The sequence below is a fragment of the Desulfacinum hydrothermale DSM 13146 genome, assembly GCF_900176285.1.
Lineage (GTDB): Bacteria > Desulfobacterota > Syntrophobacteria > Syntrophobacterales > DSM-9756 > Desulfacinum > Desulfacinum hydrothermale.
Genome location: NZ_FWXF01000006.1, coordinates 160,602 through 176,233, shown reverse-complemented (window position 1 = coordinate 176,233; position 15,632 = coordinate 160,602). Strand labels below are relative to the sequence as shown.

Here is a 15,632-nt window from a genome sequence, read left to right as displayed (position 1 = left end):
CATCGCTCTCTTTCGAATCGTCTAGGCGTAAAGGTGACAGGCCACGTGGTGGCCCGGCTCCACTTCTTTGAGCAACGGCGTGTCGGTGCGGCAGTGCTCCATCACTTTCAAACACCTGCTCTGGAAACGGCAGCCCGGCGGCGGATCGATGGGCTGGGAAACCTCGCCGTGGATCTCGGGAATCGGCCGGCGATATTCCGGGTCCGGGATGGGCACCGCCGAAATCAGGGCCTGGGCGTAGGGGTGCAACGGCTTGGTGATGACATCCTTGGTGGCGCCCAGTTCCATCACCCGTCCCAGGTACATGATCATGAGCCGCTCGGAGATGTTGGAAAGAATCGACAGGTCGTGAGACACATAGATGCAGGAAAAGTGCATCTGCTCGGACAGGTCGCGAATCAGATCGAGAATACCGGCCCGGATGGACACGTCCAGCATGGAAAGGGGCTCATCGGCGATGACCAGCTGCGGATCGAGCACCAGGGCCTGGGCGATGCCGACCCGCTGGCGTTCGCCGCCGCTCATCTGGTGCGGGTAGCGGTCCAGGTAGTCATCCGGGCTGAGGCCCACGCGAGTCAGGGTCTCCCGCACCCGGTCGCGCTTTTCCTGGCGGCTGCCGATCTTGAAGGCGCGCAGGGGCTCCGCCACCAGGTCGTAGACGGTAAAACGGGGGTTGAGCGATTCGAACGGATCCTGGAAGACCAGCTGCACCTTGCGCCGGTAGTCCTTCTGCTCCTGGACGCTCATCCGCCCCAGATCGGATCCCTGGTAGCGAATGGAGCCGGCGGTGGGCCGGCGCAGATTGGCGATGGCCAGGCACAAGGTGGACTTGCCGCAACCCGATTCGCCGGCGAGCCCCAGGATCTCCCCCGCTTCCACGGTGAAGCTGACATCATCCACCGCCTTGATCACGCTGGGCTTCTTGCCGCTCAGCACGCGCTCCAAGAGCCCGGGCTGAAGGTAAAAGTGTTGTTTCAGATTCTCGACTTGGAGGACTGCCATGTCTTTTTTTCTCCTGCCCGCTGACGAAACTCTTCCACGTGCTCGGTGCGAATACAGGCCACCTTATGGCCCGGAGCCACTTCCAGCATGGGCGGACGCTGGTGCTCACAGGCCTCGATGGCGAACGGACACCGGGCCGTGAAAACGCAGCCCGGGATGTCCTCGATGAGGTTGGGCGGCGAGCCCGGGATGGAAATGAGTTCGCGCTCAAGTTGGCGGATACTTGGAAACGCGTTTTTCAAACCCAGGGTGTACGGGTGATAGGTGTTGCGAAAGATCTCGACGGCCGGTGCCACTTCCATTAGCCGGCCGGCATACATGATGCCGATCCGGTCGCTCATCTCGGCGATCACCGAGATGTCGTGGGTGATGAGCAAAATAGAGGCCGGGTGCTTGGAGCGCGCCCGCAGCTCACGTAGGTTGCGCAGGATCCGTTCCTGCACCAGCACGTCCAGCCCCGTGGTGGGCTCATCCATGATGATCAGGCGCGGATCCAGACACAGGGACATGGCGATCATGGCCCGCTGGCGCATGCCGCCGCTGAATTCGTGCGGGTAGTTGCGCATCAGACCCGCCTGCAGTCCCACGGCGTCAAACAGAGCGGCCACGCGCTGTTCGCACTCCGCGCGGCTCAAAGGGGCATGGGCTTGGATGGCCTCCACGATCTGGTCCCCGACCCGGTAGACGGGGTTGAGGGCGTTCATGGCGCTTTGGATCACCAGGGAAATGCCCTGCCAGAGCACCTGTTCGCGGAAGTCCCGATCCGGCATGCTCAAAAGATCTTTGCCCTGGAAGGTCATCTTGTCGGCGCTCACCCGGGCGTTGTCCGGCACCAACCGCATGATGGTGCGGATCAGGGTGGATTTGCCGCAGCCGGACTCGCCCGCCAGCCCGAACACCTCGTTTTCATCGATGGACAGACTCAAGCCGTCCACCGCCTTGACGGTGCCTTTGCTCGTTGGGTAATGGGTCTTCAGGTTTTCTATCTCGAGTAGCACGCGCGCCCCCTTTTAGCGTTGCTGCAAGCGTGGATTGGCCACTTCTTCATAAGCCCGGCTGACGAAGACCAGGGCGCTCACCAGCAGGATGATGCAGATGGACGGCCACGCGAACCACCACCAGGCTGTGCGGATCTTGCCGGAAATCCAGAGGCTGTAGAGCATCCCGCCCCAACTCAGGTTGTCCGGGTCGCCGAAGCCGAGAAAACTGGCGCTGGCCTCGGCGAGCACCGACCAGGCGATGTTGAAGGCGGTGTAGAGCAGCAGCAGCGGCAGGATGTTGGGCATGATGTGCCGGTAGATGATGCGCAGGTTGCTGCACCCGCGCGCCTTGGCCGCCAGCACGAACTGGCGCTGCTTGATGGCCAGGGTCTGCGCGCGCACCACGCGCGCCGAGGTGCGCCAGACGATGCAGCAGATGGCGATGATGACAAACCACAGACTGCGGCCGAAAAGAGCGATGAGCACGATGAGAAAGGGCAAGAACGGCATGCCGTAGATGATGTCGGTAAAGCGCATCAGCACCTCATCCAGACGCCCGCCGTAATAGCCCGAGATCAGCCCGATGTTGGCGCCGATGAGAATGGAGATGAGCCCCGAGACCAGGCCGATGATCACCGTGGTGCGGGTGGCGTAGAGCATCTGCGAGAGGATGTCGCGCCCCATGGAGGTCGTGCCTAAAAGGAACTCAGACGACGGCGGGCGCAAGATGGCCAGTTTGCCGTTGGCGTCGCGCAAAGATTCCCAGGGCCCGTGGGGCGCCACCAGGGGCCCGATCAGGCCGATGATGCCGAACGCCAAGATGACCGTGGCCCCGAACAAGCCAAACTTGTGGCGCGAGATGATGCGCGCCTGCGTCGCCAAAAATTCCTTCAGTCCCCGGGGTAACATGGTTTCTTACACTCCATCACAGATTGGTCACGAAGGGGGAATTCACTTCCCGCCTCACAGGTTGACGTGAATCACTAACGCACCCAGGCCAGCACCTCCTCAGGCGCCATGCCGGCAAGGCCCAGATGTTCCGGCAGTAGGCCGCTGTCCCAGTAGTTGCGGCCGACCAGCACCGAGGCTAGTTGGATGGTGGCGTCCAGGGTCGGCGTGGGTTGCTGCCACATCCTTGCCAGCGCCGCCCACGGGACCAGGCCGAAGGAGATGTCTTCCGTCAAATAACGAGTATCCAACTGAGCCGGGGCCGGAAACGCGGGATCACTGTGGATGGGGCTTTCTCGCAAGGTGGCTTCCAGGGTCTCCTTTTCCACCCCGTAGTCCCGGTAGAGCACCCCGAAAGCCTCCTTGAAGGCCAGCGATTTCAGCCCGACCCGCTGCATGAGGGCGCGGCGGTCGGCGTCCAGGGCCTCCATGAGGCGCGTCACCGAAGCGGTCGCGCCCTCCTGGTACAGGTTCCAGCCCTGGCCACCGGTGGCCTCGATGCGCCCCGCATTGCACAGCACCATGGGCGGGTGGACGATGGGGTTGAGATTGTTCAGGCTGGTGAAGAGCACGTTCTCGGCCGCCACCAGCGCCGGAAAAGCCGGTTTCATGAGCTCCAGGAAGGACGGTGTGCGCGTGGCGGGCAGCGCGGCCGCGGGCAGGTGGGATTTGACGCCGATCACCACCACCCGACCCGGCTCCGGCGCCCGTGTGGCGTAGATCAAGCTCATGGCTTCCACCGGCGTCACATCGGCGCGGATGGGCCACTCCTGCTGCCATTGGCGAAACCGCAGGGCGCCGAAATTAGAAGTAAACAGGATGTATTGGCCGTCGCGAAGGTAGGGCGCCACCGCCCGGCACCATGGTTCGTGGGCGAAGGCGGAGCCGCCGAAGATGAGGATATGGACCCCTTCGAGGGCCGCTTCCAGGTCCGTTGTGAGCAGCTTGGGGCGCGCAAAGCCGGTGGCCGCATCACCGCTGATTTCGATGCCGCCGCGCCTTTCGATGGCATGCAGGGTATCGGCAAAATTTGGCAGCTCGGCCAGGTGAACCTCGTAGCCCTTCAGGGTCAAATCGGCGGCAAAGGCCTGGCCTGAATTTCCTGTGCCGAGGATGGCGAAACGGGGACGACGGGACATGGGGCCTTCCACCCTTCTATTTGCTTTCCAGCCGGAGACTCTCCAGCGCATAGTGACGTAACTTGGCGTCATCGACTTCCACGCCCAATCCGGGCCGCGTCGGCACCTGGGCAACGGCGTTTTTCACATGGTCGGCAAAGTCCGTAAAATCGTCCGCCATCCGCAGCACCGACATGTATGCGTGACCCATCTCCACCAGGTTGGCCAGCGTGCAACCCAGCTGCAGGGACGCCGCCTGCGTGATGCCGAACTCGAGCATGCTGTTCATCAGGCAGCCGACGCCGAAGACCCGGGCCGCCTGGGCCAGCCGCAGGCTTTTTCCGAGCCCGCCGTTTTTCGACACCTTGATGCTGAACGTATCGACGACCCGGCGCGCGAGCAGCTTGCGGCAATCCGCTTCCGAAACCAGGCTCTCGTCTGCGCTCACCGGGCTGAGCGAACTTTCCCGGATGCGCTTGAGACCGGCCAGGTCGTCACGATCCACCGGCTGTTCCAGCAAATCGGGAGGGCAGCCGCGCGTGCGCTCGACGAACCGGAGTCCCTCCTGCAGGCTCCAGCCCTGGTTGGCATCGGCGATGACCTGCATCCGTCCCTCGAATTGGCGATAAAAGGCTTCCATGCGCTTTACTTCGACGTCGATGGGCTGGGTGCCCATCTTCAGCATGACCGTGCGGTAACCCGCCGCGAAAAAGCTCTCGATCCGCTCGGCGTCTTCTCCCGGGCTGCCGCTGCCGAGGGCGCCCATGAGAGGGATTTTCCGACGCACGGCGCCGCCGAGCAGATCATGCACGGGCACGCCCAGGGCCTTCCCCTTCAGGTCGTACAAGGCCATGTTGAGGGCACCGCGGGCCATGAGATTGCCGTGTGCGCGGGCGTCCAGCTCCCGCTCCAAGGATGCCGCATCCGACGGATCCCGACCCAACAGCAAGGGGCCGAAGACGTCGCGGATGACGACGCACACCGACGCCGGGGTCTCTTCGGTAAACGGCATCATGGGGTCGGCTTCGCCATAGCCGGCCAACCCGTCGTCCGTTTCCAGCTTGACCACCACGGCTTCGGCATGGGTCAAGGTGCCGTAGCGCTTGGAGAGTTTATAGGGTACGGCAAAGGGGATGCGGACGTGATGCAGCTCCAGCGCGCGGATCTCCATGGCCTCTCCTCCTTCATGGGCGCCGTCAGCGATCCCCCAACTTGATGCGGGGATCCAGGTAGCAATACGAGATGTCCGACAAGAGATTCAGGAAGATGACGACAATGGCGAGCACGAGGAAGGTGCCCTGGGCCACCGGGTAGTCGTGGGACGAGGCCGCTTCCACCATGAGCGAGCCCATGCCCGGCCAGGAAAAGACCTGCTCGACGATGACCTGGCCGCCGATGGCGAAGCCCACCAGGATGGAGGACACCGTCACCACGGACAGCAAGGCGTTGCGTGCCGCGTGGCGTATCATGACCACATGGGGCTTGAGGCCCTTGGCGCGTGCCAACTCGATGAAGTCGCTGCCCATGACTTCGAGCATGGAGTCGCGCATGATGAGCATGGGAGTCGCCAGGTAGTAGAGGGACACGGTCAGAGTCGGCAAGATCAGGTGGTGGATGAAATCCCAGGACAGGAACAGGCCCATGCCTTGCGTGAGCTGCACGCCGGGCGTGCGCATCCCTCCCGTGGGAAACAGGTCGAGCCGATAACTCAGGATCATGAGGAGCAAGAGGCCGGTGATGAAGGGCGGCGCCGATTGAAAGATGAGGCTGCCGAGCGTGGGCCAAAGGTCCAGGGGACCGTTGCGGCGCCAGGCCATGACCATGCCCATCCCGATGCCGACCATGAGCGTCAGGCACATGCCCGCTCCCATGAGAAAGATCGTATTCCAGAAACGATACTGGATGATATCGAAGACTTTGCGTGACGAGGTGAAGGAGCGCCCCCAATCCAAGGCGAACAGGTTCTTGAGATAGAGCAGGTATTGGATGTGGAGGGGCTGATCCAGGCCGAAAGCCTGCTTGAGGCGCGCCTGGGCGACCTCGTCCAGCGCCGGGGAGATGACCTGGGCCGTGGGATCACCGGGCAGCATGCGAAACAGGAAGAAAAGGATGGTGGCCACCGCGAACAGGGTCATCAGGGTGTAGAGTAATCGGCGTACGATATATTCTCTCATCGTCTCGGCCGTCCGTTATGGATCACTGGGAGGGTGGCCGGCCCCGCGCCGCTCCCGGAAGCAAAGCCTCCCTGGGCGCGGCGCGGCGACCGGGCGCACCGCGGGTTCAACGGGGCGTTCGCGCCCACATTACTTGGCCGGATAATGGAGTCGTCCCTGGGCGTCCCAGGTGTAGCCGGCCGCCTTCAGGATTTCCTTGGCCTTCTGGATGTCGTTGGGAAACGGCTTCACCTCGGGGTTGTGCCAGAACTTGTTGACCGGCGAGATGACCGATCCTCCGGGTTCGCCGTAGCCGCTCAAGATGGCCTCAATCATGAGCTCCTTGGGAAGCACATGGGCGATGGCTTTGCGGAACGCCGGATCATCCAGGGGAGCCCGCCTGGTGTGATAGATCAGGGTGTAGAAGCCGTGGTTGGGATAGCCCTTGGCCACCACATTTTTCACCTTCTTCAGGTCTTCCACCAGACTCGGCTTGAGAATATAGCGGGTGCGATCGCACTCGCCCTTCTCGATGGCGGCCGCCATGGCGTCATGGCTGCCGTAGACGATGCGAATGATGCCGTCGCACTTGGGTGCGGAGAAGTGCTCCTTGAAGGCGGAAACCTTCAACTCGCGACCCCGATCCCAGTAGTCGAACTTGAACGGACCGCTGCCGATGGGCTTGTCGTTGGGGAACTTGAGTGGATCGTCGAGGCCGACCTTCTCCGGAATATCCTGCCAAATATGCTTGGGAATGATGAAAATGGAGCCCAGCAGGTTGGGTACGAACGGCGCGTAAGGTTCCTTCAAATGGATGCGCATATTGTACTTGTCGAGCACTTCCACGCTGTCCATATGGCGCAGCCCCTCCACAAAGAAAGGTGCCTTCCACTTGTTGTGATAATCCAGGCTGAATTTGACATCTTCTGCCGTGACCTCCACGCCGTCGTGGAATTTCATGCCCTTGCGCAAGGTGAGTTCAATCGTCGTCGGATCCACGATCTTGAAAGATTCCGCCGCCCACGGCTTGGGCTCTCCGTCCGGGCCGATACGGATCAGCCGGTCGTAGATCATGCGCAGTTCCATGAACTCAGAGTGATCCTTGGCCGCCACCGGGTTCAGGTTCTTGAGCGGCGTCGTCATGCCCGTGCGCACGTAGCCGTCGCCCTGCACCACTTCCATGTTGATGTCCGTCCAGAAGCTGCCGATCCCCTCGCCCATCATGGGCACCACGTTCTTGATGCGATCGGAGCGGTAGGCATTGGTCATCTGCGCATAGGCCAGCACGTTCAACGCTTGCACTTCGTGGGCCAGGGCCTGGGCCTTGAAGACCACCTCACGGCGCTTTTCCAGGTCCATGGTGGTCTGCTGCTCTTCCACCAGCTTGTCCAGTTCCGGGACGCTGATGCCCGACCAGTTCCAACCACCCTTCTTGTACTCCGAACTATGGTGGAGCTTGTACAAGAACACGTTGGGATCAATGCGCAGCGACGCCCCCGAAAGCATCACCAGCCACATGTCGAAGTCATGCTCCATCATGACCTTCTGCACGTTCTGGTTGTAGTCGATGGGATTGGCCTGCACCTGCCAGCCAATGGACTTGAAGGCTTCGGCGATCACCCGCGCCGCCTCGGGACGTACCGGATCGAAGGTGGCCGTGGCCGTCGTGATCTTCATGGCATCGACCACCGCCCCCGGCTTTCTCTCCGCGCCGACCGGTCCCGCCACGGCCAGCATGAGCGTCAGAAACACCACCCAGCATGCCAGTAACATCTGTTGCTTGCCTTGCCTCATGCGTCGTCCTCCTCTTGCTTACGCTCTTAAGGATGGAAAAATCCCTGTGCCCCGTGTGGGCATCCCGTCGCTCGGAACGCCACGCCCTGTGACAACGGTGATGATCCCAAAAGGGGGCAAAAGAAATGCCAAGCACCCGCAGGCGCCGCAGACAGCGTTTCAGCACTCATCTAACCCGTCGGATATTCATGGGGAGTTGCCGTGAAGCCGGTGCCGGAGACGATTGGGGTGGGTCGGAGAAGCTGTTTAGATATTAAACATACCCACGCCGCCAGAAAGCCGGGATCCTTTGTTGAAGGGCGGCCAAGCGAACCGTATGAAGGTTGAACATGTATAATATTTTTACAGATCACGGGCCGCCTCGAGCCAGACTCAGCCCGTATTTGCGCACCTTGGCGTAGAGCGTAGCCCGTGTGATCCCCAGCAGGCGCGCGCTGCGTGCCACGTTGTACTCGTTTTGCTCCAGCGTCTGCGCAATCGTCTGCCGCTCCACGTCGCTCAGCAGCGACCCGCCGTCGGGCAGGGTGATGGCCCTTCGTGGGGGCTGGACGATCGCCTTGAGCAAGCCGGCATCGATGACGGGGCCGTCCACCAGATTCACCGCCCGCTCGATGATATTTTCCAACTCGCGCACATTGCCGGGCCAGGGGTAATGGAGCAGAGCGGTTTCCGCTGCGGCGCTAAAGCGAATCCCGGGTTTTCCCAGCACACTGCAGCAGCGCCGCAGGATATGCCGGGCGAGCTGGACGACGTCGTCACGCCGGGTCCGCAGTGGCGGTATGGTGATGGGAAAGACATTGAGGCGATAGAAGAGATCTTCGCGGAAGTTGCCGCGGCGCACCTCCTGTTGGAGATCCAGGTGGGTTGCAGCAATGATGCGCACATCCACGGCTATCGGTTGGTGTTCGCCGACGCGGTGGACCACGGCGGTCTGCAGCACCCGCAAGAGTTTCACCTGCATATCGGGGGACATGTCGCCGATTTCGTCCAAGAATAGGGTGCCGCCGCTGGCCAGTTCGAATTTACCCGGGCGCCCCCCTTTTTGCGCGCCGGTGAACGCCCCTTCCGCGTAGCCGAACAGCTCACTTTCCAGGAGCTCCCGGGGAATGGCCCCGCAATTGATCGCCACGAAAGGATGCGCACGCCGCTCACTGTGGTTGTGGATTGATTGGGCGAACAGTTCCTTGCCGGTCCCGGTCTCGCCCAGCAGGAGCACAGTGGAGTTGCCTTGGGCGGCGAGCATGGCGAGTTTGCGCGCGTCGTTCAAGGCGGCGCTGGAGCCGATGATGTCGTCGAAGGTGAACTGCGCCTGTGAGCCCGCCATGGCATAGGCAAGCTTGCGGATGCGCTTGATTTCGTTAAACACCAGGAGGATACCCTGGACTTGGCCGGATGAATCGAAGATGGGCTTGATCGTGCTCATCAAGTGAATACTGCGGCCGTCGCCCCGGATAAAGATCTCCCGATCGCGGATTTCCATCCCGTCACGCAGCACCTTGCTGAAGTCGATATCGAGGCCGGAAAGACTGGCGAAGGGTTTGCCCACCAGGTCATGGTCCCAATTGAGAATCTGCTTGCCGGCGCGGTTGAGCTCTGTGATGAGCCCCCGGCGGTCGATGGCCATCACCCCGCTGTCGATGGATTGAATCAGCGCCGTCATGTAGTTGTTTTGCAGCAGGAGCTGGCGCGATGTTTTCGAGATGCGCAGCTGGTTTTCAATGGCTTTGGCGGCGGTGATCACCATTCCGAGGGTATGGGGATGGACCTGGGAAGCCTCGCCGGAAAGGGCGATCACCCCAGTGAGCTGTTTGCTTTCATCGAACACCGGGGCTGCCGAACAGGTGTAGCCGTGGCCGCGGCGGCAGAAATGCTCGTCATCGTTGATCTGCACCGGGATTCCCCGGGCCAGCGACAGGCTCAGCGCGCTCGTGCCCACATCGCGCTCGGTCCAGCGAAAGCCCGGGCAGCAGTTGCCCGCCCGCAATCTGTCCAGGGTCAGTTGGTCACCGATGATGTGCAGGATGTAACCGTCCCGATCGGCAATGGTGACGGCAAAGCCGGCCCCGGCCACAAACTGGTACAGCTCTTCAATGTGGGCCGTGGCGACGTCGAGAAAATCCTGCAGTTGCTGGCGTCGTCTCTCGAGACCATCACGACTCAGGCGTGCTTGCTGGCGATTGCACCGGTGCCGGGGATCGACCTTGTATTGCCAGCAGCGTTCGTGGCTGGCACGAATTTCCTGCCGCAGGGATTCGGGACTGGGAATGGTGTAGGCGGACATGGCATCGTGTGCTTGGAGGCATTGTGACGCTGCGAGCTCAAGCAATCGTCACTTCGGGTTGGCAATGGCGGCCGCTGCAGCCAGCGCCGGGAACAATCCCGGTTGGGGCCGAGAAGCAAGGGTGCAGACACCTGTGACAATTAACATGTCCTTCCCAGGCGGGCAAATGCAAACCCTTGTGCCACTCAACGAAACCGGGAACGGGTATCGCCCATGGATGAGCACCTCAAGCTTCACCTGGGTCTCCAGGACCGGGTCGGCATCGTGACCCATATCTCCACGCTGATCGCCAAGAAAGGCTTCAACATCAAAACAAAAGGAAAAGAACGCGTCGTTTCATCCGGGGGTCTCCCGTCTTCGTGTGCGCTCAAAGGCCCTCATTCCCTGCCGCCCGGGCCTGCGTCACGTGCGCCGTCCTTCCGCATAGGGCCGGGTTGATCCGTGACACCTCTTCCATTGAAGGTGCCTTCTTTATGGGCAGAAGAAAGCCAATTGCACACCTACGGGGGCTCCTTGTTTCGGCCCCGCTTTGCATATTCCCTTGCCGTGGGCGATTTCTCCCTTTTCTCCCGGTTCGTCATGCGTACGGCTGGGATCCTTCGGGATCGCCCGCGAGCTGTCGGGCCAGGCGGGCGGCCTTGGGCACCAGGCGGGAGAGGGGTAGGCCCTGGGGGCAGCGCTGTTGGGCCGTGAGAAGGCGTTGGGCGGACGGGCGGGCAAGGGGGCCCCGGGCCAAAAGGGTTCGGGCAGCGTCCCGGGCTGCCTCCGTGTCTCCGTAGTCCGTGTGGTACATGAGGCATCGCAGGAGATCGGCGATGGGAGTTCCGGCGGCCTCCTCGCAAAGCTCGGCGCAGCCGGCACAGTAGGCGTGAGCCGTGGCCCGGGCGTGGCGGTGCAGCAGGTCCCTTTCTGCCCGGGTGAGGGACGTTCGGTCCAGGGCCGCCGCCGTGTTGCTCATGAGGATCGTCAGGTTGGGCATCTGGGAGCAGATGCTGGCGATGCGTTCGTCTTCCCAGACGATCTTGAGCCTGGCCTGTTTGTCCGTAAAGCCTCTTCGGAGCAACCCTTCGGCCAGCTGGCCCGCCTCTTCCGATTCCATGGGAAGAGGGCCCCCTCCCTGGGTCTTCATGGCCGTCAATCCGATACCCGCCCGGGCGCACTGATCCAAGGCCCGGTTCATGTCCGGGTCGCGCATGAGCCGAAAATTGTAGCTGAACATGATCCCGTCCACCCAGCCCAGACGGGCGGCGTTGGAAAGGCAGCGGGCCATGTTGGAATGGGTGCTGAAACCGAAGAAGCGGATCTTTCCCGAGGTCTTGGCCTTTTCCGCCCAGCGGCGAACGTCGTCGTTCAATTCGTCCGTTGTGCGCACGGCATGGAGGAAATAGAGATCGATCGTATCCGTTTGCATCCGCTTCATGCTCCGCTCCAAAAGGCGCGTCATGCCCTTGGGATCCCTGGCATCGGATTTGGTCACCAGAAAGACGGATTTCCGCGCTTCCGGGATTCGTGAGAAAAACCGCCCGATGCCTTCTTCGCTTCGGCCCCCGCCGTAGCAGTCGGCCGTGTCCCAATAGGAGACGCCCCAGCGGAGGGCCTGGCGAAGGAGGATCTGGTTGGCGCCCGTATCGAACATACCGCCCAGGGCCAGGATGGGCACCCGCACCCCGGTTTTTCCAAACGGGCGGGTGGGGATTTTCGCTTGCTCGGCGGGCCCTGCGGCCATGGCGTGGTGTGGAGCCAGGGGAGCGGCGGCCGTACCCAGTCCCAGGCAGGCCGCGGCCTTCACGAAGGTTCGTCGCTTCATGCCGTCTTGTGTCATGACGCCTTCCGTTCTTGTGGTGGATCGTGAAGTCCTCATCATACCACCATGCGCCGTTTGGGATGGCGGGATTCGTTTTCGGCCGAAACCCGAATGGCCGGAACGCCCCGCACGGGGCATTCGTGCTGGCAGATGCCGCAGCCCACGCACCGGAGGGGGTCCACGTGGGGGCGCTTGAGTCTGCGGACCAGGCGCACCGGGCCGGGCCGCTCCGGTTTCCAGGAAACCGGGGCCCTATCGTCCAGGCGAACCCAGCCATGTCCCCACTGGGTGACGGGGATCGGCCGGGCGTTCGCGGTGCTGTTCGAGTCAAGATAAACGTCTTCGGGAAGCGCGGCATCCCCGGGGGGCGAAAATCCCGGCAGCATCAGGCGCCGCTCATCCGATGCGGGCGTCCCTCGATCCGCTTGAAAGATCGTGACCCGAGCCTCTCGGGTCTGGATGGCCTTGGGGCTCACGGGGCAGTTTTCCTCACAGACGAGGCAAGGGCGATCCAGGGCCCAGGGCAGGCACCGGCTTCGGTCCACGAAGGCAAGGCCCATGCGGACCGGTCCCGCCGCTTCAAAGGGTCCCTTCCCCTGCTTTTCTTCCAGGCTGAGACGACGGATGGCGGCCGTGGGGCAGATCCGGCTGCAGGCCACGCAGTTCCACTGGCACCCGCTGGAACCCGCCCTGAAATCCAGGATGGGCGTCCAGAGCCCCTCCGGGCCGGCTTCCCAGAAAGCGGGTTGGATCACATGGGAGACGGTCCGGACGCTTCCCCTGGAGACGGGGGCAAGGCGGTGGCGGAAAGAAACGGATCGGCGTGAAACTGCCGGACCCATACGCCCACGGCCACCGCCAGAAGCAGGGCCAGAACGCCCCACACTGCCAGACGCTCCGCCCTTCCCGGCGTCTCCGGGTGTCCTCGAGGGTGCATGAACGCCGCCTCTTTCAGGGCCCGCCGTGGTGCATCATGGTGGGATGGCCCACGAGGGAGAAGAAAAGCGCCAGCATGGCGGTCTGTACCAACCAGCCGATGAGACACACGCCCACCGCGCGCCACGTGCTCCGGTAGTCCAGAGCCTGGCGCACGGCGATGATCATGGCCCAAAGCATCCAGATGCCGGCCGCCAGAAAGACGATGTTTCGAAGGAAGGGAAGGATCCCCAGGATGCGGACGAGTCCCGGGGCGCTGGAAAAGCCGATGGTTCGAAGAAGCTGCCCCAGGTCCGCTTCCGTTTGGGGCTCCGGCAGAAGCCGGGTGCCGATAAAATAGGTGAGATAGGCCCAGACCACCCAGCCGATGAGGGCGATCAGGGTGATGAGCACCAGCCCCTTCAGACCCCCCATGGTCATATTGCCCAAGCCGGCCGCCACGCTGGAAAGCACCACCACGGTCATGGCCTGGCCCATGGCCGTCTTGTCCGCTTCCACCTCTTCGTAGAGACTCACGTCCAGTTTTGCAGCTCGAATCATCCGCTGGATCAGCCCGTCCATCATGTTCCCTCCGCATACGGGTTGTTCATGGGGCGGCCTGCTGGCCCGATTCCGGCCTTTTCCCGCTCACCCTGCCTCACTCATCACTTAATGTAGCCGGCCCGTTCCAGGAAGAGAAGCACCTCCTGGGCCGCTTCATCGGGGGTGAGTTCCGTGGTGTCGATGGTCACCTCCGGGGCTTCCGGTGGTTCGTAGGGGTCGTCGATACCCGTGAAGCCTTTGATGAGTCCGGCGCGGGCCTTGGCGTACAGGCCCTTGCGGTCCCGGCTTTCGCACACTTCCAGGGGAGTGGCCACGTGGACTTCCACGAACCCGCCGTAGTTTTCGATCAACCGGCGGATCTGGCGGCGGGTGGCGGCGTAGGGAGCGATGGGGGCGCAGATGGCGATCCCCCGGTTCTTGGTGATCTCGCTGGCCACGAAGCCGATGCGCCTCACGTTGATATCCCGGTGTTCCTTGGAAAAGCCCAGCTCGCTGGAAAGGTTGCGCCGCACGATGTCTCCGTCCAGCAACGTGACGGGCCGTCCTCCCATTTCCAGGAACCGGGCGTACAGGATCCGGGCGATGGTGGACTTGCCTGCTCCGGAAAGGCCCGTGCAGAAGATGGTGAATCCCTGCTTGTGCCGGGGCGGATAGCCGCGCTGGAGCTCTTCGATCACCTCCGGGAAAGTGAACCATTCCGGGACCCGTTTCCCCTCGCGAAGGCGCCGGTGGAAATCGTCCAGGGCCAGGGAACGCACCGTGGTGTCCGGGGGCACCTCGCTTGCCGGCATGTAGGCGTCTTCTTCCATCACATAGACCATTTCCTCGAAGGGCAAAATCCCGATCCCCAGTTCTTCCTGGAGATCGGTCGCCAGTTCCATGGCCCCTTCCGGGGGATAGAACGAAGTGCCGTCGGGGCGCTTGCCCGGGCTGGCGTGGTCCCGGCCCACGATGAAATGGGTGCAGCCGTAGTTTTTGCGGATGATGGCGTGCAGGAGGGCTTCCTTGGGGCCCGCCATGCGCATGGCCAATGGGAGCAGGCTCAAGAGCATCATATTGGGCGGGTAGTACCGGCTGACGGCCTGATAGCACCGGATCCGGGTGTAGTAGTCGATGTCGCCCGGCCGGGCCCGGCGGGCCACCGGGTGCAGCAGCAGGTTGGCCTTGGCCTGATCCATGGCCCGAAGGGTCATTTCGAACTGGGCCCGGTGAAGGGGGTTGCGCGTCTGGAAGCCCACGATGCGGCGCCAGCCCAGCTTCCTGAAGAGCGTCCTCAATTCAGGGGGCGTGTGGCGAAGGCGTTTGAAGGCATAGTGCAGGGGCAGTTGCACCCCTTCCAGCGTGCCGCCCACGTAGTGGGTGCCGCTTTGATGCAACAAGGTGTCCACTCCCGGGTGGGCCGTGTCCGTGGTCCCGTAAACGATTTCCGCTTCGCGTTCCTTGTCCGCGGGCCAGATGTCCTGGATGTGCAAGACGGCCACCATGAACCCTTCCGCATCACGAAGGGCCACCGATTGGCCGGGTTCCAGCCCCCGTGCTTCCGCTTCCGTGACGTCCAGGCAGATGGGCAGGGGCCAGAGCGTTCCGTCCTGGAGACGCATCCGGTCCAGGACCGATTCGTAGTCCGCACTGGTCATGAAACCCCGAAGGGGTGAAAAGGCTCCGTTGAGGATCAGTTCCAGATCCGCCAGTTGACGCCCGTTCAGAGTGAGGCTGGGTATGCCTTGGCTCAGGTCTTTCAAGACCTGCGCCCTTTCTTCATCCACCACCAGGTTGACCAGTGTCCCGCCGTGTGCGTCCCAGCTGAAATCGCTCATGAGGTCCTTTCTCCGTTTTTGCTTTTCATCGAGGTCGGTCGTGTTTTCAGATTCAAGACGGGGTGCCGTGGAAACCGCCGGCAGCCGTCCGGTCGAGGCCATGGAGGGCCGCCTGGGCTCCCCAGCATAAAGAAACACCCGGCTTCTGACAAGGCCGCGCGCTCCAGAGGGGAGCTTGCTGGAAATGCCGCCTGGTCCCAGGTCGTGGGGCAGCCCGGATCGGGCCGTTTCAACAGGGCCCCATTCCCTGCGGGTC

General features: G+C 62.6%; 13 protein-coding genes. All 13 read right to left on the bottom strand.

Annotation, left to right across the window (positions count from 1 at the left end):
- Positions 1–21: 21 nt before the first annotated feature.
- The gene (locus B9A12_RS07485) at positions 22–1,002 is read right to left on the bottom strand and encodes an ABC transporter ATP-binding protein (RefSeq protein WP_084057261.1); all 981 of its coding nucleotides are present in this window, start codon (positions 1,000–1,002) and stop codon (positions 22–24) included.
- Positions 975–2,000 (bottom strand): ABC transporter ATP-binding protein, encoded by a 1,026-nt coding sequence (locus B9A12_RS07480; RefSeq protein ID WP_084057260.1) that lies wholly within the window; start codon positions 1,998–2,000, stop codon positions 975–977. Before B9A12_RS07480 ends, B9A12_RS07485 begins: the two co-directional genes overlap by 28 nt.
- Before the next feature lie 12 nt (positions 2,001–2,012).
- On the bottom strand, positions 2,013–2,864 hold the full coding sequence (locus tag B9A12_RS07475) for an ABC transporter permease (protein ID WP_212636866.1): 852 nt from the start codon (positions 2,862–2,864) through the stop codon (positions 2,013–2,015).
- Positions 2,865–2,965: 101 nt separating this feature from the next.
- Positions 2,966–4,069: an NAD/NADP octopine/nopaline dehydrogenase family protein gene (locus B9A12_RS07470; protein WP_170920427.1), complete on the bottom strand. Its 1,104-nt coding sequence runs from the start codon at positions 4,067–4,069 to the stop codon at positions 2,966–2,968.
- A 16-nt stretch (positions 4,070–4,085) separates the two neighbouring features.
- The gene (locus B9A12_RS07465) at positions 4,086–5,219 is read right to left on the bottom strand and encodes a mandelate racemase/muconate lactonizing enzyme family protein (RefSeq protein ID WP_084057257.1); all 1,134 of its coding nucleotides are present in this window, start codon (positions 5,217–5,219) and stop codon (positions 4,086–4,088) included.
- A 25-nt stretch (positions 5,220–5,244) separates the two neighbouring features.
- The gene (locus B9A12_RS07460) at positions 5,245–6,222 is read right to left on the bottom strand and encodes an ABC transporter permease (protein WP_084057256.1); all 978 of its coding nucleotides are present in this window, start codon (positions 6,220–6,222) and stop codon (positions 5,245–5,247) included.
- A gap of 129 nt (positions 6,223–6,351) precedes the next feature.
- Complete coding sequence (locus B9A12_RS07455; protein ID WP_212636865.1) at positions 6,352–7,995, bottom strand: ABC transporter substrate-binding protein; 1,644 nt, start codon at positions 7,993–7,995, stop codon at positions 6,352–6,354.
- A 349-nt stretch (positions 7,996–8,344) separates the two neighbouring features.
- Positions 8,345–10,276, bottom strand: coding sequence for a sigma-54-dependent Fis family transcriptional regulator (locus tag B9A12_RS07450; protein ID WP_084057255.1), 1,932 nt, complete (start codon positions 10,274–10,276; stop codon positions 8,345–8,347).
- A 577-nt stretch (positions 10,277–10,853) separates the two neighbouring features.
- Positions 10,854–12,098: an aldo/keto reductase gene (locus tag B9A12_RS07440; protein WP_084057253.1), complete on the bottom strand. Its 1,245-nt coding sequence runs from the start codon at positions 12,096–12,098 to the stop codon at positions 10,854–10,856.
- A gap of 38 nt (positions 12,099–12,136) precedes the next feature.
- Positions 12,137–12,835 (bottom strand): 4Fe-4S binding protein, encoded by a 699-nt coding sequence (locus tag B9A12_RS07435; RefSeq protein WP_084057252.1) that lies wholly within the window; start codon positions 12,833–12,835, stop codon positions 12,137–12,139.
- Positions 12,832–13,017 carry a hypothetical protein gene (locus B9A12_RS16920; RefSeq protein WP_084057251.1) on the bottom strand — a complete coding sequence of 62 codons (186 nt, stop codon included), beginning with the start codon at positions 13,015–13,017 and terminating at the stop codon, positions 12,832–12,834. The genes B9A12_RS07435 and B9A12_RS16920 overlap by 4 nt, the downstream gene beginning before the upstream one ends.
- Before the next feature lie 14 nt (positions 13,018–13,031).
- A complete protein-coding gene (locus B9A12_RS07425; RefSeq protein WP_212636864.1) occupies positions 13,032–13,580 on the bottom strand; it encodes a YIP1 family protein in 549 nt (182 codons plus the stop codon).
- Positions 13,581–13,660: 80 nt separating this feature from the next.
- Positions 13,661–15,376: a bifunctional sulfate adenylyltransferase/adenylylsulfate kinase gene (locus B9A12_RS07420; protein WP_084057294.1), complete on the bottom strand. Its 1,716-nt coding sequence runs from the start codon at positions 15,374–15,376 to the stop codon at positions 13,661–13,663.
- Between the last annotated feature and the right edge of the window lie 256 nt (positions 15,377–15,632).